This is a genomic window from Streptomyces sp. AC550_RSS872, from assembly GCF_019049285.1.
GTDB lineage: Bacteria > Actinomycetota > Actinomycetes > Streptomycetales > Streptomycetaceae > Streptomyces.
On sequence record NZ_JAGMUL010000014.1, the window covers coordinates 109,721 to 131,072 of the forward strand.

A 21,352-nucleotide genomic window follows, 5' to 3' on the forward strand; every position below is an offset into this window, starting at 1 on the left:
TGCCCAACTCGCCCTCCCGGCACCAGTCATCGGCCGGTCAACCGGGCCACACGATGGCCTGCACCTCGCTGTACGCATGCAGCGCGTACGACCCGACGTCCCGCCCCACCCCACTCTTCTTGAACCCCCCGAACGGCGCCTCCATATTCCGCCCGACCGTGTTGATCCCGACCCCGCCGGCCCGCAGCCGCCGCGCGACCCGGAAGGCGCGGGCCACGTCGCCGGACCAGACGTAGTCGATCAGGCCGTACTCCGTGTCGTTGGCGAGGGCGATGCCCTCTTCCTCCTCGTCGAAGGGGATGACGGAGACGACGGGCCCGAAGATCTCCTCCCGGGCGACGCGCATGTCGTTGGTGCAGTCGGCGAGGAGGGTGGGCGCGACGTAGAACCCCGTCCCGTACGGCGGCCGTTCGCCCCCCGCCACCACCACGGCACCTTCCTTCCGGCCCGTTTCCACGTACGACTCCACCCGGTCCCGGTGCTCCGCCGAGATCACCGGCCCCACGACCGTGCCCGCCTCACGCGGATCCCCGACCGTCAACCGCCCGGCGTACGCCGCCAGTTGCCCGACCAGCCGGTCGTACACGCCGCGCTGGGCCAGCACCCGCGTCGGCGCCGTGCAGATCTGCCCGCTGTAGAAGGAGAACGTCGTCCCGATCCCGGCCACCGCCGACCCGACGTCCGCGTCGTCGAAGACGACCGCCGCGCCCTTCCCGCCGAGCTCCATCAGCTGGCGTTTCATGTCCCGCCCGCACACCTCGGCGATGCGCTGCCCGACCGCCGTGGACCCGGTGAAGCTCACCATGTCGACGTCCGGGGAGCTGACGGCCGCCTCGCCGACCTCGACCGCCCGGCCGGAGACGACGTTCACGACACCCGCCGGCACGCCCGCCGCCTCCAGCGCCTCCGCCATCCGGTAGACGGACAGCGGGTCCTGCGGCGCCGGCTTCACGACGACCGTGTTGCCCATGGCCAGCGCGGGGGCGATCTTGCCGGCCGGGTTGGCCCACGGGTTGTTGTACGAGGTGATGCAGGTGACGACCCCGACCGGCTGACGGACCGCCAGCGCGCCCATCACCCCGGCCCTCCCCTCCCCCACTGCCTTGAAGGCGTGGGAGGCACCCCCATGCCCGGCCTCGTTGATCTGCGGCGGGATGGCCCACTCGGCGGGCTCCACGCGCGCGTACCGCCGGAACCGGGCGGCGCCCACACCCACCTGCATGCCCCGCGCCGTGCCGATGGTCGCCCCGGTCTCGGCCTGGGCGAGTTCGGCGTACGCCGCGAACCGCTCGCCGATGATCTGCGCCGTACGGGCCAGCACCGCCGCCCGCTCCTCCGGTGTCGTACGCGACCACGGCCCGAAGGCCTCGCGGGCCGCGGCGCAGGCCGCGTGCACCTGATCCCGCGAGGCCTCCGGCGCCCACCCGACGGTCTCCTCGGAGGCCGGGTCGACGACGCCGTAGTACCCGCCCTCCGGCTCCAGCCATGAGCCCCCGACGAACAGCCGCTGCCGCCCGGCCCCTTCGACGCTCACCTGGTGGCCACCGTCCTGGTGTCCCGCCCGGACCGCAGCACACGCCCGGGCACGGCCCCGGTCACCACGTCGTCCCGGATCGCCTCGACGCCGTTGACCCACACGGCGCGCACTCCGAGCGCCTTGGAGTCCAGCCGTGGGCTGTCACCGGGCAGGTCGTGCACCAGGGTGGCCGTACCCGCGTCGATCCGCTCCGGGTCGAACAGCACCAGGTCGGCATGGAAGCCCTCCGCGATCCTCCCCCGCTCACGCAGCCCGAACAGCCGCGCCGGATCATCGGTCAGCATCTTCACCGCCTGCTCCAGCCCCACCAGCTTCCGTCCGCGCAGACAGTCCCCGAGGAACCGTGTCGTGTACGGCGCCCCGCACATCCGGTCCAGATGCGCCCCTGCGTCGGATCCACCGAGCATGACGTCCTCGTGCTGCCAGGTCTCGGCGCGCAGGGTCCAGGAGGCGGGGTCGTTGTCGGTGGGCATGGGCCACAGGACGGTGCGCAGATCGTCGGCGGCGCAGATCTCCACCAGGCACGCGAAGGGTTCCTGCCCGCGCTCCCGCGCGATGTCCTCCACGACCCGCCCGCTCAGCCCGCGGTTCGCCTCGCTGTAGGTGTCCCCGATGACGTACCGCCCGAAGTTCGTCAGCCGCCGGAAGACGCCCGCCTCCTTCGACTGCGCATGCCGGAGCAGCTCGGCCTGGAGGCCGGGTTCGCGCAGCCTGGCGATCCGCTCGGGCACGGGCAGCGCGAGGACCGGCCCCCAGCCGGGGATGAGGTTCAGGGCGCAGAAAGTGCCCAGGGACATGTTCATCGGCGTGAGGATCGGCATGGTGAGGGCCACCACGCGTCCGCCCGCCTTCCGGGCCCGCTCACTGGCGAGCAGCTGCCGCGGCACCCGCTCCGGAACGGCGGCGTCGATGGTCAGGACGTTCCAGTTCAGCGGCCGTCCGGCAGCCGCGCTCATCTCGACGAACAGGTCGATCTCGGCGTCGCTGAACTGGTCCAGGCACCCCGCGACGATCGCCTCGATCTGCGTCCCCTCGTGCTCGCCGACCGCCCGCGACATCGCCAGCAGCTCCTCCGGCAGGGCGTGCCGGGAGGCCACCGGCTTCCCGTCGCCGTCGGAGTGGCTCGACGACTGGGTGGTGGAGAAGCCCCAGGCACCGGCGTCCATGGCGTCGTGCAACAGCCGCAGCATCGCGTCGAGCTGCTCACCGCTCGGCTGCCCACCGACCGCCTCCGGCCCCATCACGTACCGCCGCAACGCGCAATGCCCCACCATGAACCCGGCGTTGACCGCGATCCGCCCTTCGAGCGCGTCCAGATACTCCCCGAACGAACTCCAACTCCAGGGCGCCCCTTCTTCGAGCGAGACCAACGACATCCCCTCGACCTTGGACATCATGCGCCGGGTGTAGTCCGCGTCATCGGGCCGCTCCGGATTCAGCGGCGCGAGCGTGAACCCACAGTTTCCGGCGGCCACGGTGGTCACGCCGTGATTGAGGGAGGGGGTGGCGTACGGGTCCCAGAAGAGCTGGGCGTCGTAGTGCGTGTGCGGATCGACGAAGCCGGGGGCGAGGACGAGCCCGTCGGCGTCCTCGGTGCTGCGGGCCGACTCGGTGATCTCCCCGATTACGGCGATACGACCGCCGAGGATGCCGACGTCGGCGGTACGAGCGGGAGCGCCGGTCCCGTCGACAACGGTCGCCCCCTTGATGACGTGATCGAGCATGAACGTTGCCTCCTTGAACTCCGGGCCGTCTTGCCCGCCTAGGGCGTGTTGCGAAAGTCCCGTCGTCCGCCCGAAGGGCGGGCCGGGCGGCGTGCGGCGAGAGGGCGTGCCAGACGCCGCCCGGCAGGCGGGACTTTCGCAACACGCCCTAGGGGCGCGGGACTCCGTTGAATCTGCGGCTACCGCCACGCGGGCGCGACCAGCCACAGACCACCGGCACCCGCGAACGCATCCACACCCCCACGGCGATCAGGCGCCCTGCCGGAAACGGGACGTCCGATGCACAGGATCCGTATCGATCTTCGGAATCACGTGCTCCCCGATCAGCCGAATCGTCCGCAACGTCTCCTCCTTCGGCACCCCCACCGGCAACCCGAAGCTCAACTGATCCGCCCCCGCCTGCTCCCACCGCTTGCACTGCGTGAGCACCTCATCCGGATCCCCGCAGATCAACAGCTCCTCCTCGATGAGAAGCTCCACGAACTCCGGCGTGTATTCCGGCAACGTCTCCGGCCACACAGGGAAGCCCTCAGGCCGAGGGAAGGTGTCGTGGTACCGGAACACCAGCGACGGCAGATAGTGCAACCCACCCCGCACCGCGATCTCGATCGCCTCGGCATGCGTCGGCGCACAGATCGCCGTGGTCGTCACCATCACGTTGTCGTTGACGAAGTCCCCGATCGGCTCCGCGTTCACGACCGCCGTCTTGTACTGCTCCAGCACCCACTCCATGTCGGCGACCTTCTGCACACTGAACCCGAGCACCCCGAGCCCCTTCTTCGCGGCCATCGCGTACGACGGCGGCGACCCGGCGGCGTACCACATCGCGGGGTGCGACTTCCCGTACGGCTTGGGCAGCACCTTGCGCGGCGGCAGCGACCAGTGCTTGCCCTGGAAGCCGACGTACTCGTCCTGGAGCCACATCTTGGGGAACTCGGCGATGGTCTCTTCCCAGATCTCCTTGGTGTAGTTCATATCGGTCACGCCCGGTATGAACCCGAGGATCTCGTGCGAGCCGGCACCCCGTCCCGAGCCGAACTCGAAGCGGTTCTGCGAGAGGTGGTCGAGCATGGCGACCTTCTCGGCCACCTTGACCGGGTGGTTGACCTGGGCGAGCGGGTTGAAGATGCCGGAGCCCAGGTGGATCCGTTCCGTCGCGTGCGCGAGGTACCCGAGGTACACGTCGTTGGCGGAGAGGTGCGAGTACTCCTCCAGGAAGTGGTGCTCCGACGCCCAGGCGTACTTGAAGCCCGACTTGTCCGCCTGGATGACGTACTCGGTCTCCTCCATCAGCGCCTTGTGCTCGGCGAGCGGGTCGGTCTCGGCGCGCTTGCCCACGTATCCCTGTACAAAGAGCCCGAATTCCAAGGAGGTTCACCGTCCCCGGTCACGAAGATTTCTGACGCACCGTCAGTTTTGATGCACTGTGGCATCGGCGGCATGGCGGGTCAATAGCTGACGGCCAGTCAGATGACGCTGACGCCCGCCAGCCACCCGCCGTCGATCACGAACGGCTGCCCGGTGATGTACGACGAGTCGTCGCACGTCAGGAACAGCGCCAGCCGCGCCACCTCCTGCGGCCTCCCGATCCGGCCGAGCGGCACCAGCTTGCGGTAGAGCCCGTCGAGGGCCCGCGACGTCTCCTCGGCGTCCGCCTCCGGATCCAGCAGCGAGGGGTTGGACATGGCGGTGTCGATCGCGCCGGGGCACATGGCGTTGACCCGGATGCCGCGGGGCGCCAGCTCCAGGGCGGCGACCCGGGTGAGGCCGAGGATCGCGTGCTTGGTGGCGGCGTACGTCCCCACGGCCGCCATACCGGTCACCGCGGTGTACGAGGCCGTGTTGACGATGGTGCCGCCGTCGGCCATCTCCGGGGCTACGGTCTTGACGCCGAGGAAGCAGCCGACCTGGTTGACCCGTACGACCTGCATGAACTCCTCGAGGGGCGTGTCGACGAGGGCGTTGAAGCGCAGGATGCCGGCGTTGTTGACCAGCCCGTCGACCTGGCCGTAGGCCTCGCGTGCGGCGGCGACGGCGGCCTGCCAGTCGGCCTCCAGACCCACGTCGAGATGGACGTACAGCGCGCCTATCTCCTCGGCGAGGGCCTCGCCCTGGTCGTCGAGCACATCGGCGACGACGACGCCCGCACCCTCCGCGGCGAACAGCCGCGCCTCCTGCTCCCCCTGTCCGCGCGCCGCCCCGGTGACGATGACGACCCGTCCGTCGAGCTTGCCCATTGCGGCCCCCTTCAGCCGGTGGACACGGTGGACTCCGCATCGTAGCGGCATACCTGACTGAGCGTCAGATGCAAGTCGGATGCGGACATCTGTCGTTGCTGAGGCGAATATCACTGACTCGCAAGTAGGGATGTTTGACCCTGTCGGCGTTCGTCAAGCGAACGCAAAATCCGTCCCATGTCCAAGCGGAGACTGAAGAACAGGAAGATCAGGATCGCGGCGGTCGGTTCGGCCGTCGTGACCGGCGGAGCCCTCGCCGCCGTACTGCTGCCGTCGGCCAACGCCGCCGAGGAGAAGACTCCCGAGCAGATCACGGATCTGTGCAAGCGGGCCGAGGTGCTCAACGGGAAGCGGCAGTCCATTTTCGATTTTGGGGGCCATCCGGTCGCCGGCCCGCATTTCGGATCCGACAACTGCGATTTCGTGGAGACGAATTTCGAGACCTTCGACGGGCCGCCGGAGAAGTCCTCCATCGACTTCCCGAACTGCGAGCCGGACGCGACCGAGCCGGCGAAGGTGTCGGTCACCTGGTCGGCGACCGCGGCCCAGGGCCAGGGCAAGTACACCTCCACCCAGCAGGGTGCGGCCGGAGGCCTCTTCGGCGCCCTGACGGGGTCCTGGCTGAAGCACAAGGGCACCCTCGACATGACCGTCAGGTCGGCGACCGCCGGTGACACCGAGCAGCGGGAAGTGCCGGTCGGCAAGGTGCTCCACATGGAGTTCACGCCGAAGCTCCAGCGCATGACCGGCGAATGGCGGGTGCGCATCGACGCCGACCCGGGCGGCTTCGCCACGAACCCCTCCCCCGAGCAGAACTTCGTGGCTCCCGAGGTCGTCGAGGGCCCCGTCATCCTGCCGGGCGCGGCGGGTGCCCCCGGTGTCGTGGACGGCACGTCCAAGGCCGTCCTGACCGACTGCTGATCCCTTGATCCCCCGCCTCCCCACCCCTCACAGGAGAACCCCATGACACGCGCCGGCCGCGGAAGCCACCGGAGCAAGAAGAAGCGCGTCACCCTCGCCCTGGCCCCCGTGGCGGCCGTCGCGGTGGCCGCGGCGCTGATGAACTCGGCGGGCGCCGCCACCGCCTCCGAAGTGACCGCCGACTGCTCGGCGGACTCCGACAAGCTGGAGAACTGCGAGTTCGTCGACGTCCAGTTCAAGCGGAACAGCCTCGGGCCCAACGAGCGCGTCTCCGCGGTGACCGACAACTGCGCGTCGACGGCCACCGCCTCGAAGACCTTCAATGTGAGCGCGTCCGTCACCAGGACCATCCAGCTGGAGGACGGCTTCACCGCGGACGCCGGTACGAAGCTCGGCGATTCCTTCTTCGAGATCGGCGTGAAGTTCAGCACCTCGGAAACCAACATCACGCGCGACGACAAGACGACCACCCTGGCGTTCAGCAGGACGGACACCGTGCAGGCGGACAGCCTCGCCTTTTTCATGTGGTCCGCGAAACGCACGGACGTGAGTGGCTTCCTGCGGGCCACGTACAAGGAGGCGCAGGACGGCCAGAAGGTGTTCTTCGCCCCGAGCGAGGGCGCCACGAGCGTGCACGTCTTCTATCCGCAGATCCTGAAGAACGGTACCCCTGACGGCCGCCTCTGGCTGCGCAATGTGCAGTGCGGGACTCCCGAAGCCTCGGGGCTGCGGAATTCCACGCGCGCCCTCAGGTCGGAACCCGGATTCGGCCAGGCCGGCGAGAACGTCACCGACATGGAAATCCCCCTGTCGGAGATTCCGGCGCCGTAACAGGTTCTCAGGTGCGAATCACGGGCGCGGCTCCCAGCCACCTCAGGACCGCGTCCGTGCTTCCGCGCGCGTCGAGCTTGGCGTAGATGTTGCTGAGGTTGTTGCGAACGGTCTTCTCGCTCAGCCGTAATCGCAGCCCGATCTCCTGCGCGCCCAGGCCGGTCGACAGCAGCTCCATGATCTGCCGCTCCCGCGGCGAGAGCAGCTCGCGCAGCCGTTCCAACGCCTCCCCGCCGCTGGGCAGCCGCCGGGCCCCCTCCCGCAGGGCCGCACAGGCCGCCGGGGAGAGGTAGGTGTGCCCGACGGTGGCGCCCACGACGGCTGACGACAGCATGCAGGTGCAGTAGTCGCCCTCGACCAGATAGCCCGCCCCGGCACGGAACACCTCGACGATGGCCTCGGTGTCCCGGCAGGGGCTGATCACGATCGCGGGGGCGGCGGTCGCGGACAGCTCCCGTACGGCCGCGGAGGGTTCGTCGCGGTGGAGGATCACGACGTCCGCCGCCCTGACCAGGGGCACCACCTCTCCGACGTACGGGTCGTCCGGGGCCGGCCAGTCGGGGTGCGGCCAGGTGTCCTCGGGGCAGTCGAGGGCAACGGTGAGTTTCCGGGAAGTGCGCACGTCATTTGTGTCCTTCCGCCGAAGCCGGACGGGCGTACGTCTACGTCAGTACGTCCATGCATACGGGGCTCGACGTGGGCGTGTTCAAGCTTTCAAGGAATGCGCTTGTGTCTCCACGAAGTGGTCGAACTCGCCGGCCCGTACGCCGAGTACGAAGGCGTTCCACTTGTGGCGGTCGGTGGTGACGACTATGTCCGGGGCGCTCGTCTCGCGAGCGTAGGCGCAGGTCAGTGGATCCGCCGGTGTCGTATGGGTACGGGGATCACGACAGCATCCTCCATTGAGTACGCGTACCCAGCCAGTGCCGAGTAGCGGCGCCGATCTCCTGGCCACTCCCGCCGCCATATCGTCACCCCATGCCTGAGCAGACCGCGCCGACCAGCACCAGCACCAGCACCAGCACCACCCCGGATGGCTCCGGCTCCTCCTCTTCCCTTCGCCGTGCCCTCGGATACGGCTGCGCCGCGCTCATCGGCATACCTCTTGTGGCCCTGCTCGTGCTGATCGGCACGCTCGCCTGGGACAACCGGGGGGCGACCGACTTCCCCCGCGTCGCGCCCGGGGACATGGCGGACCGTGCGTTCGAGCGCTCCCGGGAGGCGTACGAGGTCCTGGGGTTCACGCGCACCGTGGAGCCGGGACGCGCGGGGGACATCGGCGTCGGCGCGGAGAACACACTGAGCTCCGACCTGTGCTGGACCAGTGGCTCGCTGGGGCTGGAGGACAAGACAGTCGACGGCGCCTACGAGATGAGCCACGACTGGGCGCTGGACCACGTCCCCGCCGGCCAGGCCGTCCCCGGCCTGCGCCGACTTCACCAGCACCTGAAGGACGAGGGCTGGGAGGTCACGGCCTACAGTGAGGGGGGCAGGGGGAAGGACTGGAAACTGTACGTCCAGCGGGACGACGGGGACGAGCGGATGTCCTTCACCTGGCGCCCGGACCGGGAGTACTTCACCGGTGTCGCCGCCATGCCCTGTGCTTACGCCCCCGGGTGGCAGACCGGCGACCCCGCCCCGTCCGACGAGCGCTGGACGCCACCGGCCCTCGGGCCCGGGCGGCATGGCTAGGGGGTTCAAACACCCCCTAGGCCAGCAACTGCCCCACCTCCGCGCCGAACCGCGCGATCTGGTCGACGAGTTCAGCGCTGCTACGGTTGCGGAACCGCACCTGGATCTGGTCCACCCCCATCGCACGATACGCGCGCAGGGACTCGGCGACGGCGTCCGGCGGCCCGGTGATCGTGCGGCTGCCGACGTCCCAGGCGGGCGTGCCGACATACAGCGGCTCGGCGATGGCGCCGATGGTGTACGGGCCCTCGGCACCCGCCTCCTCCCGCAGCCGCCGTATCCGCGCGATCTGCTCCGGCAGCCGGTCCCGCGGATCCCCCTGCGGCAGCCACCCGTCCCCCTTGAGCGCGGCCCGGCGTACGGCGGCCGGGGACGAGCCGCCGACCCAGAGCGGGACCCGCTCCTGAGCGGGCCTCGGCCGCTGGCCGAGCCCCTCGAAGTCGTAGAGCTTGCCGTGATGCTCGGGGAACTCGTCGGGGCCGAGGGCGGCGCGCAGGGCGTCGATCGTCTCGTCCAGCACGGGCCCGCGCCGCTCGAAGTCGACCCCCAGCGCCTCGAACTCCTCCCGCACATGCCCGGCCCCGACCCCGAGGACCAGCCGGCCGCCGCTGAGGTGGTCGAGGGTGGCGTACTGCTTGGCGGTGAGGAGAGGGTGGCGCAGACCCACGACCGCGACGTGGCTGAGAAGTCGGACGCGCTCGGTCACGCCCGCCAGGAAGGCCAGCGTGGCCACGGGGTCGTACCAGACCGTGCTCATCGCGGACGCCAGGCGGCGCGGGATGGCGACGTGGTCGCAGCTCGCGAGGTAGGCGAAGCCCGCGCGGTCGGCGGCGCGGGCGACGGCCAGGAGATCGTCCGGGCCGGCGTCGGCCTCCCAGGGCTCGGCGTAGATCGTGCTCTGGGACTGGACGGGCAGTTGGATGCCGTAGGCGAGTCGTCGCCCTTCCGACGGCTGGGCGGGCATGGCGCCCCCTTGGGTGGCGGTCCGGCGGGTGGAGTGACGCGGACCACATGCTCGTACCTGACGAACCATCAGACAAGACCGGTGCCGTGACGGATGTTTCACAGCCCGTGCACGCCCGGCGCCCCCAGGGCGCACGGAAGCAACCCGTCCGGCATCCTGGACATCTACCCAAGCGGCCCTCTGGAGAGCGATCGCCTCCAGAAGGGTGAAAGAAGTGATGAATGGGGTGAAAGTGGACGGGGATCAGCTACCCGCCATGTCCGTCGTCGTGATCGTCTACAACGACGAGGCCAGGCTTCCCACGGCCGTGCGCTCGGTGCTGGGGCAGACACTGCGGAGCGTCGAGGTCGTGATCGTCGACGACCACAGCACGGACGGCTCCTACGAGGTGGCCCGCCGGCTCGCCGCCGAGCACCCCGACCGGGTCCGCGCGTACCGGCTGCCCGAGAACAGCGGCGGCTGCGGCGCGCCCCGCAACCACGGCATCCAGCAGACCCGCGGCCAGTACGTCCTCTTCCTCGACAGCGACGACGTCCTGGAGCGCAACGCCTGCCGCAACTTCCTGGAGGCGGCCGAGACCACCGGCGCCGACCTCGTCTCCGGCCTCACGGTGCGCGTCCACGTGGACTCGCGGCACCGCAAGGAGGTCAAGTGGTACCCGTGGCTGTACGCCCGTACCCGCACCATCGACTCCATCGCCGAGCTGCCTGACCTGCTGGTCTTCGACACCCTGTCGACCAACAAGTGCTACCGCCGTCAGTTCCTGGTGGACGCCGGCCTGGAGTTCCCCGTCGGCATCCACTACGAGGACCTGCTCTTCTCCGCCCAGGCGTACACCGCGGCCCGCCGTATCACGCTCATACCGAACCGGGTCTACGACTGGAACCAGTTCGAGAAGGCGGCCGGTGCCAAGTCGATCAGCAACCGGCGCGCGGAGATCGCGAACTTCGCGCACCGGATGGAGATACACCGCAGGGTCGACCGGCTGCTCGCCGACCAGGGCCTTACGGAGCTGAAGTTCCGCAAGGACGTCAAGTTCCTCAAGCACGACCTGGTCCTGCACCTGCGTGAGCTGCCCATGCGGGACGCCTCCTACCGCCAGGAGTTCGCCGCGCTCGCCCTCCCCTACCTGGCGTCGATCGACCCGGCCGCCTACGACGAGGTCGAACCGATCCACGCGGTCTGCGCCTACCTGCTCCGGATGAGCGACTGGGACAACCTGGTGCCCGCCGTGGACACGCTCGCCAACCGCGACAAGGTCTCCGCCCCGCTCGCCGAGCGCGAGGGGCGGGTCTACTGGTGCGCCGAGCACATCGACGAGGACCCCCTCGCCCGCCGGGTCCTGGACGTCACCGAGCTCGGATATCACGCCCGGCCGGTCGGGAAGCTGTTCCTGCGCAACGAGCTGACCGAGTACCGGCAGGAGCCGGGGAGCGGCGGTGTGGTCCGGCTCGCGGGCCGCGTCACCAACCCGCTCGGCGTCATCCCGCCCGCCGCCCGGCTGACCGCCGAGCTGGAGTTCTACGCCCGTCGGAAGGGCGTGCGCTTCCAGACCTTCCGCTTCCCGGTGCCGACGCTGCGGCATGAGGGCCCCCACGTGTCCTGGGAGGCCTCGGCGGACCTGTCGAAGGGGCTGCGCCCGCTCGGTGTCGTGGACGCCGTCTGGGACGTACGCCTCCACCTGGACGTCGACGGCGAGCGGACGACGACACGCCTCACCGCCGCCGGCCCCGGCCTGGCGACCGGCGAGGTGCCGGTGCGCCCCCGCCTCACCCGGCTGGTCGCCGACCGGATCGAGCCCCAGGTCTCCGCGCGCGGCCACCTCGCCTTCCGTCTCGTCCCCGGCAAGAAGGCCGACGTCCTCGTCACCCGCGGCATGCAGGGCACACCGGGCCGCCTCGCGAAGGCCGGCTACCGCAAGGCGAAGACCCTGCGCAAGAAGGCCACCTCCGGGGACACCAAGCTCCGCCTCTATCGCGATGTCTTCCTGCGGATGCCGGTGCACAAGCGCCTGGTCGTCTTCGAGAGCCATCTGGGCCGCCAGTACAGCGACAGCCCCCGGGCGATCTACGAGGAGATGCGCCGGCAGGGGATCGACTTCGAGGCGGTGTGGTCGTACACGGGCCGGCCGCAGGGCTTCCCCTCCGACGCCACCCTGGTGCGCCGCTGGTCGCTGCCGTACCTGAGGGCGCTGGCCCGCGCCGAGTTCTGGATCGACAACCAGAGCTATCCGCTGAAGCTGACCAAGCGGCCCGGGACGACGTACATCCAGACCTGGCACGGCTCCGCGCTCAAGCGGATGGGCTTCGACGAACCCGGCTGGAAGCTCAAGCCGCGCGCCGAGCAGGCGGAGCAGCAGCGCACCCTGGACCGTTTCGACCACTTCCTGATCCGCTCCGAGCACGACGTGCGCACCCTCGCCAAGGCCTTCCGGCTGCGCGAGAAGACGCTGCTGCGGGTGGGCTACCCGCGCAACGACGCGCTCGCGCGGGCCCGGGAGGCGGCTGAACGCCCGCCGCTCGCCGCCGAGCTGGGAATTCCGTCCGACAAGAAGGTGCTGCTGTACGCACCCACCTTCCGTCAGCAGGGCGGGCGCCGTTTCGCGCTGCCCTTCGACGTGGAACGGTTCGCTGAGGAGTTCGGCGACGAGTACGTCCTCCTCGTCCGCGCGCACTACCTCAACCACGTCGTGCTCCCGCCGTCCGTACGGGGCCGGGTCATCGACGTGTCGGACCACCACGACGTCACTCCCCTCCTCGCACTGGCCGACGCGCTGATGACGGACTACTCGTCGGTGATGTTCGACTACGCCCTGCTGGACCGCCCGATGCTGTTCTTCCCGTACGACTACGAGGAGTACGTGCACGAGGGCCGCGGCACCTACTTCGACCTGCTGGAACGGGCTCCGGGTCCGGTCGTCCGCACGGAGGAGGAGCTGCACTCGCTGCTGGGCGCTTCGTCGCTGGAGGAGCAGACGCTCAAGTACGCGGCGGCACGGGAGCGGTTCGTGGCCGACTTCGGCGAGTACGACAAGGGCACCGCCGCGCAGCGCGTCGTCGAGGAGTTCTTCGCCGGCTGGAGGAAGGCGTGAAGGAAAGCGTGAGGGACAGCATGCCGGGGCGGGACGTCTTCCTGGTCTCCAACAGCGTGGACGAGATGGGCGGCGTGACCAGCTGGTCCCATCAGATGGCCCGGCTCTTCACGGACCGCGGCCACCGCGTCCACGTCATCGGCGTCACGACCCCTGAGGACCCGCACGACCTCGGCGAACTCCCGTACCCCACGACCCGGTTGTACGACGGCCAGCCACCGGCTCCCGGCCGGGCGCGGGACGCGAGCATGCGGGCGAAGGCCACCGTGCTGACGGACCTCTTCCGGGCCGCGCGGCCCGGCGGGGTCGTCATCGTGACCCAGGTGTGGGCGATGGAGTGGGTCAAGCTCGCCGACACCACCGGTCTGACGGTCGTCGGGATGAGCCACGAGTCCTTCGAGACCTCGAAACGGTCCTCGCGCTTCCAGCGGGTCCTCAGGCACTACCGGGACGTCGACCGCATGCTGGTCCTCACCCGCGAGGACGCCGACCTGTGGATCGGCGCGGGCCTCGACAACGCCTCGTTCCTGCCGAACGCCGTGCCCTGGCTGCCCGAGGTGCCCTCGCCGCGCACCGAGCGGGCCGTGATCAGCATCGGCCGGCTCAGCGACGAGAAGGGCGTCGACATGCTCCTCGACACCTGGGCGGAGGTGGCTCCCGGCCACCCCGGCTGGGTGCTGAAGATCTACGGTTCCGGGGAGGACGAGGAGATCCTCAGGAAGCACTGCACCGCCCTGGGCCTCGACGACTCGGTGCGGTGGATGGGCCGCACGGGCGATGTGCCGGGCGCGCTGCGGGGCGGCTCGGTGTTCGCGCTGTCCTCCAGGGGCGAGGGCTTCCCGCTCGCGCTCATGGAGGCCATGGCCATGGGCGTGCCCTGCGCCTCCTTCGACTGCGCGCCCGGCGTCCACGAGATCATCCGGGACGGCGAGGACGGCCTCCTCGCCAGGCCCGGAAACACGGGCGAACTCGCCCGCAAGCTGGACCTGTTGATGTCCGACGCGGCGCTGCGGGACCGGATGGGGGACGCGGCGCGGGAGAACATCCGCAGGTACGGGGCGGACGAGATCGCGGGGCGGTGGGAAGCGCTGTTCAGCTTCCTGGAGCGGTAGGGCCCGCTCACTCCACGGGGTGGGCCGCCGTCCAGCCGGCCCACGCCGACGCGATCATGTCCGCGACGCCGTACCGGGCCTTCCAGCCCAGTTCGGCGGCGATGCGGTCCGCGGAGGCGACGACGCGGGCCGGGTCACCGGGGCGGCGGTCGGTGACCTGCGGGGCGGTGCCGTGGCCGGTGATCTTGTTGATGTGGTCGATCATCTCGCGGACCGAGACGCCCTCCCCGCGCCCCACGTTGAGGGTGAGGTCCGTGCCCGGTGCCGCGCGCAGCCGCCGCGCGGTGGCCACATGGGCCTCGGCGAGATCGGCGACGTGAATGTAGTCGCGGACGCAGGTCCCGTCGGGGGTCGGGTAGTCGGCGCCGAAGATCCGCGGCGGGGCACCCTCGGTGAGCTTCTCGAAGACCATGGGGACGAGGTTGAAGACGCCGGTGTCGGCCAGTTCGGGTGTGGCCGCTCCCGCCACGTTGAAGTACCGCAGGCAGGCCGTGGACAGGCCCGCCGCACGGCCCGTGGCCCGCACCAGCCACTCGCCGGCGAGCTTGGTCTCGCCGTACGGGCTCATCGGTACGCAGGGCGTCTCCTCGGTGACGAGGTGCACGTCCGGCATGCCGTACACGGCGGCGGAGGACGAGAAGACGAAGGAGGAGACCCCGGTGCCGGTGACGGCGGCCAGCAGGGTGCGCAGGCCCTCGACGTTCTCCCGGTAGTAGTGCAGCGGCAGTTCGACGGACTCGCCGACCTGCTTCTTGGCCGCGAGGTGAACGACACCCTCGATGCCGTGCTCCCGGATCACCCTCGTCACTCGTGCCTCGTCGAGGGTGGATCCCACCTCCAACGGCACCTCCTCGGGAACCCGTTCGGCAAACCCGGTGGACAGGTCGTCGTAGACGACCGCCCGTTCGCCCGCGTCGAGCATCGCGCGCACCACATGCGCCCCGATGTAGCCGGCGCCACCGGTGATCAGCCAGGTCATGTACAGCCCTTCGTGGGATCGGATATCAAGGGGATCAGGTCTCAGGGGGATCAGGTCTCAGCGGGATCAGGGCTCAGCGGGATCGGGGCTCAGCGGAAGAAGCGCTTGAGGCGACGGCGTACGACGTCCGTCACTCCGCTCAGGCCCGGCGCGAGGCGCACCGCGAGCGCCCCCGAGTGGGTGGCGTACGGCTGCACCAGCAGCACGGCGTACCGCATGCTCGGCAGGGCGCGCCGGCCGAGCAGCCCGGCTCCCGTGAGCGCGTGGGCGGCGGTCTCCCGGTGGGAACCGTCCTTGAAGCGCAGCCGCAGCCGGAGGTCCCAGGTGCCGCCGCCCAGCGCCGCCAGATCGACCGCGAACTCGGCCGACCAGGTCTCGGAGTCCGGGTCGGCCGCGAGCGGCGCCCGCTCGGAGAACGCCGGCCGTCCGGTGTCCCGCTCCACGAACTCCGCCTCCACGCTCTCCGGCCCGGCGGCCGCCATCCGCCCGTACAGCTCGTGCAGGCGCAGCCGGAGCACCGTCCCGCGCACGCGTGGCCGCAGCTCGGCGTCGACGGCGGCGGGCAGCTGGTGCGCCGGGCGGAGCAGCAGATGGTCCAGCTCCGCCTGGGGCAGGTCCGCCGACCAGACCGGGGTACCGTCGTCCGCGCACGCGTACGGCGGGTTCAGCCGTGCCGGGCGGGCCGCGACCTCCCGCAGCCGGTGCAGGTCGCGCGGCTCCTCGGCGGCGAGGACCACCCGGGCGACGATCCGGCCGGGTGTGGGCGCCGCTGTGAGGTCGCTCTCGTCGAAGGAGGCCAGGTACGCGCGTGTGAGGTTCCACCACTCGCGCCGGTAGTCGGCGCCGCGCAGGTGCAGTTCGCGCGCGTACATCCGCAGCGAGTGGTCGAGGAAGCGCGCCCGCGTCGCCTGCGCCAGCCGCTTCTCCCCGGCGGCCAGCAGGATGTCGTACGACATCCGGTCGGCTTCGATCCGGGCCCGCCAGTTGGCGACGTTCGCGCGGTCGAGGGAGATCGACAGCCGGGCCGCCGACCGGCGCACGTGCCAGATGTACACCGGCTCCGGGACGAGCGCGATGCTCGGCCCGGCGGCGAGCATGCGGGCGGTGAAGACGAAGTCCTCGTAGGGGAAACGGCCCTCGGGAAAGCTGATGCCGTGTGCGCGCAGGAAGTCGGTGCGGTAGAGCTTGTTGACGCTGAGCGTGTCGCGCACCAGACTCACCCGCCGGGCGGGGTGGGCGACCAGCGCGCGCCCGGTGTACAGCTCGTGCTGCCAGGGGGTCTCGCGCCCGGACGGCAGCTCCTTGCGCAGGCACAGCCCGGCCGCGACCGGCGCGTCGTGCCGCACGGCCGCGTCCAGCAGGGCGTCGACGGCACCCGGCGGCAGCACGTCGTCGCTGTCCAGGAACATCACGTAGGGCGAGGTCGCGGCGTTCAGCCCGTCGTTGCGCGGGGTGCCGCAGCCGCCGCTGTTGACCGGGCGCCGGATCACCTTCAGGCGCGGTTCCTCGGCGGCCAGTCCTTCGAGGAGCCGCACGCTGCCGTCCGACGAACAGTCGTCGACCGCGATCACCTCCCGGACGGCCGGCCCCTGCGCGAGCGCCGAACGCACCGCGTCCACCACATGGGCGGCGTCGTCGTACCCGATGACGACGACGGTGACCTGCGCGTGCTGGAGAGCCATGGTTTGCCCCGACCGATGAGATATGTACGGAATGGTCATGTACGAGGTGCTTCACGCCTCGGTGGGGAAGATGGAGTCTACGCGGTCGGGGTTCCGTTCAATTTCGAATGTTTGCGATCAGCAACCGCCTCACAGGGCCGGGGCCCACAGCCCGTCCGGCGTCAGCCCCAGCAGATCGATGGCGTTGCCGCGCACGATCCGCTCCACGACGTCCGGCTCCAGGTGGCCCATCTGCGCCTGGCCGACCTCGCGGGACTTCGGCCAGGTGGAGTCGGAGTGGGGGTAGTCGGTCTCGTACAGGACGTTGCCGACGCCGATCGCGTCCAGGTTACGCAGGCCGAAGGCGTCGTCGAAGAAGCAGCCGTAGACGTGGTCGGCGAACAGCTCGGACGGCGGGCGGTGCACCTTGTCGGCGACCCCGCCCCAGCCCCGGTTCTCCTCCCAGACCACGTCCGCGCGCTCCAGGATGTAGGGGATCCAGCCGATCTGGCCCTCGGCGTACATGACCTTGAGGTTCGGGAAGCGTTCGAACTTGCCGCTCATCAGCCAGTCGACCATCGAGAAGCAGCAGTTGGCGAAGGTGATGGTGGAGCCGACGGCGGGCGGGGCGTCGGCGGAGGTGGAGGGCATACGGCTGGAGGAGCCGATGTGCATGGCGACGACCGTGCCGGTCTCGTCGCAGGCGGCGAGGAAGGGGTCCCAGGCGTCCGTGTGGACGGAGGGGAGCCCGAGGTGCGGGGGTATCTCGGAGAAGGCGACGGCGCGCACGCCCCGGGCGGCGTTGCGGCGGACCTCGGCGGCCGCGAGTTCGGCGTCCCAGAGGGGGATGAGGGTGAGCGGGATGAGCCGCCCCTGAGCCGCCGGGCCGCACCACTCCTCCACCATCCAGTCGTTGTAGGCCTGGACGCACAGCAGGCCCAGCTCGTGGTCGGCGGCCTCGGTGAAGGTCTGGCCGCAGAAGCGGGGGAAGGTCGGGAAGCAGAGCGCGGACTGGACGTGGTTGACGTCCATGTCGGCGAGGCGGGCCGGGACGTCGTACGACCCCGCGCGCATCTGCTCGTAGGTGATGACCTCCAGCTTGATCTCGTCCCTGCTGTAGCCGACGGCCGTGTCGAGGCGGGTGATCGGCCGGTGCAGGTCCTCGTACACCCACCAGTCGCCGATGGGCCCGTCGTCGCCCGGCCGGCCCATGACGGGCTTGAAGCGGCCGCCGAGGAAGGTCATTTCCTTCAGTGGCGCGCGGACGATGCGCGGTCCGGTGTCGAGGTACTTCTTCGGAAGCCGGTCCTGCCAGACGGTGGGCGGCTCGACGGTGTGGTCGTCGACGGAGATGATCAGCGGAAACGCGGTCTCGGTGTCCATGTCCGCCACGGTAGCGCTGATCTGACGGTCCGTCAGCTATGCCGTCCGTCATGCGGGAGTGGGCACCGCCTTGCGGAGACCACGTGAGGGCCTTGTGATATCCCGCGCGCCTGCCCGTGATCGGCCCCTCCACAGCTGACGCATCTGCCGGAACAAGGCAAACTGGCGGGGATGTAAACAGGGCCTAGGGGGACGGATGGACGGGGTACCGCGAGTGCCGGAGCAGAGGGGTCCCGGCTCCTCGGCAGCAGCGGCGGAGCCGGCGGCGGCGCTGCGCTTCGGCGTGCTCGGTCCGGTACGCGCCTGGCGCGGCGAGGAGCAGCTCCCCACCGGTTCCCCTCAGCAGCGCGCCCTGCTCGCGGCCCTGCTGCTGCGCGAGGGCCGCACGGCCACCGCGGCCGAGCTGATCGACGCCCTGTGGGGCGAGGAGCCGCCCTCGCAGGCGCTGGCGGCGCTCCGGACGTACGCCTCCCGGCTGCGGAAGGTGCTGACCCCCGGAGTCCTGGTGAGCGAGTCGGGCGGCTATGCCGTACGGGGTCTGGAGGACGGCGCGCTGGACCTGGCCGTGGCCCAGGAGCTCGCCGCGGAGGCGGAGAAGGCGAAGAACGCCGGGGACCCGTGCCATGCGCGCGAGGTGCTCGGGCAGGCGCTGTCGCTGTGGGCCGGCGAGGTGCTGGCGGGAGTCCCGGGGCCGTACGCGGAGGCCCAGCGGGTCCGTCTTGAGGAGTGGCGGCTGCAACTGCAAGAGTCGCGCCTCGACATGGACCTGGAGCTGGGCTGCCACGCGGAGGCGGTCTCGGAGCTGACGGCCCTCACCGCGGCGCACCCGCTGCGGGAGCGGCTGCGGGAGCTGCTGATGCTCGCGCTGTACCGCAGCGGCCGGCAGGCGGAGGCACTGGCGGTGTACGCGGACACGCGGCGCCTGCTGGCGGACGAACTGGGCGTGGACCCGCGCCCGGGCCTGAAGGAGCTCCAGCAGCGGATCCTCCAGGCCGACCCCGGCCTCGCGCAGCCGTCGGCGCCGGTGGCCGAACCGGCGGCGGTACCGGTACGCCCCGCCCAACTTCCGGCGACCGTGCCCGACTTCACGGGCCGTTCCGCCTTCGTCTCCGAGCTCAGCGAGGTCCTCGCCACGGCCGAGGGCCGGGTGATGGCGGTGTCCGCGCTGGCCGGCATCGGCGGTGTGGGCAAGACGACCCTCGCCGTGCACGTCGCGCACCAGGCGCGCTCGGCCTTCCCCGACGGACAGCTCTACGTCGACCTCCAGGGCGCGGGCCCGCGGGCGGCCGAGCCGGAGACGGTGCTGGGCTCGTTCCTGCGCGCCCTCGGCACCGCCGACTCGGCGATCCCGGACTCGCTTCAGGAGCGGGCGGCGCTGTACCGCTCGGTGCTGGACGGCCGGAGGGTCCTGGTGCTGCTGGACAACGCCAAGGACGCCGCCCAGGTACGTCCGCTGCTGCCGGGCATGGAGGGCTGCGCGGCACTGGTGACGTCCCGGGTGCGGATGGTGGACCTGGCGGGTGCCCACCTGGTCGACCTGGACGTGATGTCCCCGGACGAGGCGCTGTCCCTGTTCACGAAGATCGTCGGCGAGGAGCGGGTGGCGTCCGAGCGGGAGGCCGCGCTGGACGTGGTCGCGGCCTGCGGTTTCCTGCCGCTGGCGATCCGTATCGCGGCGTCCCGGCTGGCGGCGCGCCGCACCTGGACCGTGTCCGTCCTCGCCGCGAAGCTGGCCGACGAGCGGCGCCGGCTCGACGAGCTCCAGGCCGGTGACCTGGCGGTCAAGGCGACCTTCGAGCTCGGTTACGGCGCCCTGGAGCCCGCCCAGGCCCGGGCTTTCCGGCTGCTGGGCCTGTCCGACGGCCCGGACATCTCGCTGGCCGCTGCCGCCGCCGTACTGGATCTGCCGCCGGAGGACACGGAGGACCTGCTGGAGTCCCTCGTCGACACGTCCCTGCTGGAGTCGGCGGCGCCGGGACGCTATCGGTACCACGATCTGGTCCGGCTCTACGCGCGTGCGTGCGCGGAGCGGGACGAGCAGCCGCCGGGCGAGCGCGAGGCGGCGATGTCCCGGTTGCTGGACTTCTATCTGGCCACGGCGGCGGGGGTCTACGCGATCGAGCGGCCCGGCGACCGGCTGGTGGATCATCTGGCGACCACGGCCTATCCGGCGATGACCTTCGAGGCCCGCAAGGACGCGCGGGACTGGCTGTACACCGAGGCGAACTGCCTGCTGTCCTTCGCCCGCCAGTGCGCCGAGCGCCCGGACGCCCTGCGCCGCGCCATCGACCTGCTGTGGGCCGCCGTCGACATCTCGGAGTCGGGGGCCAACTCCAAGGAGTACGAGGCCACGGCGAGGACCTTGTTGGAAGCCGCCCGGCGGGTCGGCGTGGAGCAGGTCGAGGCCCGGGCGCTCATGACCCTGGCCCACGCGCACCTCGACAGCGGCCGGTTCGACCTGGCCGACCAGGAAGCCGAACAGGTCATCAGCCTCGCCCACCGGGCCGACGACCTGCTGCCCGTCTGCTGGGCCCACAACGCCCGCGGGGTCATCGCCCTCTACCAGGGGCGCAACGCGGACGGCGAGGAGCATCTCTCCCACGCCATAAGGCACTTCCGGACGCTGGACGACCGCCCGGGCGAGGCCGCCATCCTGTGCAACCTCTCCCGGATCCATCTGGCGACCGGCCGTACCCCGAGCGCCGTGTCCCTCGCCCAGGAGGGCATGGAGATCTACGACGCCATGGGCAACTCCATGCGCGGCGCGAACGGCCGCTATGCGCTGGGCATGGCGCTCACCCAGAGCGGACAGCTCGCTCCCGCGACCGACCGGCTCCTCGAAGCCCTCGAGGTCTTCCGCGACAGCCGGCAGCGCCTGTGGGAGGGCATGACCCTGTTCCGGCTGGCGGAGGTCGACATCGCCGCTCGGCGCTACGCCCAGGCGGCGGCGAACGCCGAGATGGCGCTGACCGTGCTGCGCGGCATCGGCGGGGAATGGCGGCGGGGCAACGTCCTCACCGTGCTCGGACGCGCCCTGACCGCCGTCGGCCACACGGGGCGCGCCCGGGTCTGCTGGGAGGAAGCCGTCTCCATCTACGACGAGTTGGGCTCCCCGGAGGCCGCTGCCGTGCGGGAGTTGCTGTCTCCCGTGCGGGCCGCCTGAGAGGGCCCCGTCGCGGCGTTCATCGTTCGTTTATCGCCGCCATACATCCTCTAGGCA

The 21,352-nt window shown here is 70.8% G+C and carries 15 protein-coding genes and 1 pseudogene; 6 read left to right on the forward strand and 10 right to left on the reverse strand.

Annotation, left to right across the window (positions count from 1 at the left end):
• Positions 1–37: 37 nt before the first annotated feature.
• From KUM44_RS05440 to KUM44_RS05455, 4 genes are all read right to left on the reverse strand, one after another.
• Positions 38–1,534, reverse strand: coding sequence for an aldehyde dehydrogenase family protein (locus KUM44_RS05440; protein WP_217206585.1), 1,497 nt, complete (start codon positions 1,532–1,534; stop codon positions 38–40).
• Entirely contained in the window at positions 1,531–3,261 is a 1,731-nt protein-coding gene (locus KUM44_RS05445; protein WP_217206586.1) for an amidohydrolase family protein, read from the reverse strand. Before KUM44_RS05445 ends, KUM44_RS05440 begins: the two co-directional genes overlap by 4 nt.
• A 249-nt stretch (positions 3,262–3,510) precedes the next feature.
• Positions 3,511–4,629, reverse strand: a complete 1,119-nt coding sequence (locus KUM44_RS05450) for an LLM class flavin-dependent oxidoreductase (RefSeq protein ID WP_217206587.1) — start codon at positions 4,627–4,629, stop codon at positions 3,511–3,513.
• Positions 4,630–4,727: 98 nt separating this feature from the next.
• Complete coding sequence (locus KUM44_RS05455; protein ID WP_217206588.1) at positions 4,728–5,498, reverse strand: SDR family NAD(P)-dependent oxidoreductase; 771 nt, start codon at positions 5,496–5,498, stop codon at positions 4,728–4,730.
• 177 nt (positions 5,499–5,675) lie between these two features.
• On the opposite strand from KUM44_RS05455, the gene KUM44_RS05460 reads away from it, so the two are divergent.
• Positions 5,676–6,419, forward strand: coding sequence for a hypothetical protein (locus KUM44_RS05460; RefSeq protein WP_217206589.1), 744 nt, complete (start codon positions 5,676–5,678; stop codon positions 6,417–6,419).
• Positions 6,420–6,461: 42 nt separating this feature from the next.
• Complete coding sequence (locus KUM44_RS05465; RefSeq protein WP_217206590.1) at positions 6,462–7,250, forward strand: hypothetical protein; 789 nt, start codon at positions 6,462–6,464, stop codon at positions 7,248–7,250.
• A gap of 7 nt (positions 7,251–7,257) precedes the next feature.
• On the opposite strand, the gene KUM44_RS05470 is transcribed toward KUM44_RS05465, so the two are convergent.
• Positions 7,258–7,872 carry a LuxR C-terminal-related transcriptional regulator gene (locus KUM44_RS05470; protein WP_217206591.1) on the reverse strand — a complete coding sequence of 205 codons (615 nt, stop codon included), beginning with the start codon at positions 7,870–7,872 and terminating at the stop codon, positions 7,258–7,260.
• Between the two features lie 84 nt (positions 7,873–7,956).
• Positions 7,957–8,091, reverse strand: a pseudogene (locus KUM44_RS45095) (DUF397 domain-containing protein); the annotation flags it as partial.
• A gap of 137 nt (positions 8,092–8,228) precedes the next feature.
• Here KUM44_RS45095 and KUM44_RS05475 point away from each other — a divergent pair.
• Complete coding sequence (locus KUM44_RS05475) at positions 8,229–8,942, forward strand: hypothetical protein (RefSeq protein WP_254389071.1); 714 nt, start codon at positions 8,229–8,231, stop codon at positions 8,940–8,942.
• 16 nt (positions 8,943–8,958) lie between these two features.
• On the opposite strand, the gene KUM44_RS05480 is transcribed toward KUM44_RS05475, so the two are convergent.
• Positions 8,959–9,906, reverse strand: coding sequence for an LLM class F420-dependent oxidoreductase (locus KUM44_RS05480; RefSeq protein ID WP_217206592.1), 948 nt, complete (start codon positions 9,904–9,906; stop codon positions 8,959–8,961).
• Positions 9,907–10,162: 256 nt separating this feature from the next.
• On the opposite strand from KUM44_RS05480, the gene KUM44_RS05485 reads away from it, so the two are divergent.
• Positions 10,163–12,997, forward strand: coding sequence for a bifunctional glycosyltransferase family 2 protein/CDP-glycerol:glycerophosphate glycerophosphotransferase (locus tag KUM44_RS05485; RefSeq protein WP_254389072.1), 2,835 nt, complete (start codon positions 10,163–10,165; stop codon positions 12,995–12,997).
• 20 nt (positions 12,998–13,017) lie between these two features.
• Complete coding sequence (locus KUM44_RS05490) at positions 13,018–14,109, forward strand: glycosyltransferase (RefSeq protein ID WP_217206760.1); 1,092 nt, start codon at positions 13,018–13,020, stop codon at positions 14,107–14,109.
• Positions 14,110–14,116: 7 nt separating this feature from the next.
• Here KUM44_RS05490 and galE read toward each other — a convergent pair whose 3' ends face one another.
• The 3 genes from galE to KUM44_RS05505 all read right to left on the reverse strand — a co-directional run bounded on the left by galE (position 14,117) and on the right by KUM44_RS05505 (position 18,132).
• Positions 14,117–15,088, reverse strand: coding sequence for a UDP-glucose 4-epimerase GalE (gene galE / locus KUM44_RS05495; RefSeq protein ID WP_217206594.1), 972 nt, complete (start codon positions 15,086–15,088; stop codon positions 14,117–14,119).
• An 89-nt stretch (positions 15,089–15,177) separates the two neighbouring features.
• Positions 15,178–16,770, reverse strand: a complete 1,593-nt coding sequence (locus KUM44_RS05500; RefSeq protein ID WP_217206595.1) for a glycosyltransferase family 2 protein — start codon at positions 16,768–16,770, stop codon at positions 15,178–15,180.
• Between the two features lie 129 nt (positions 16,771–16,899).
• Positions 16,900–18,132, reverse strand: a complete 1,233-nt coding sequence (locus KUM44_RS05505) for an amidohydrolase family protein (RefSeq protein ID WP_217206596.1) — start codon at positions 18,130–18,132, stop codon at positions 16,900–16,902.
• Between the two features lie 196 nt (positions 18,133–18,328).
• On the opposite strand from KUM44_RS05505, the gene KUM44_RS05510 reads away from it, so the two are divergent.
• A complete protein-coding gene (locus tag KUM44_RS05510; protein WP_217206597.1) occupies positions 18,329–21,295 on the forward strand; it encodes a BTAD domain-containing putative transcriptional regulator in 2,967 nt (988 codons plus the stop codon).
• Positions 21,296–21,352 lie beyond the last annotated feature (57 nt).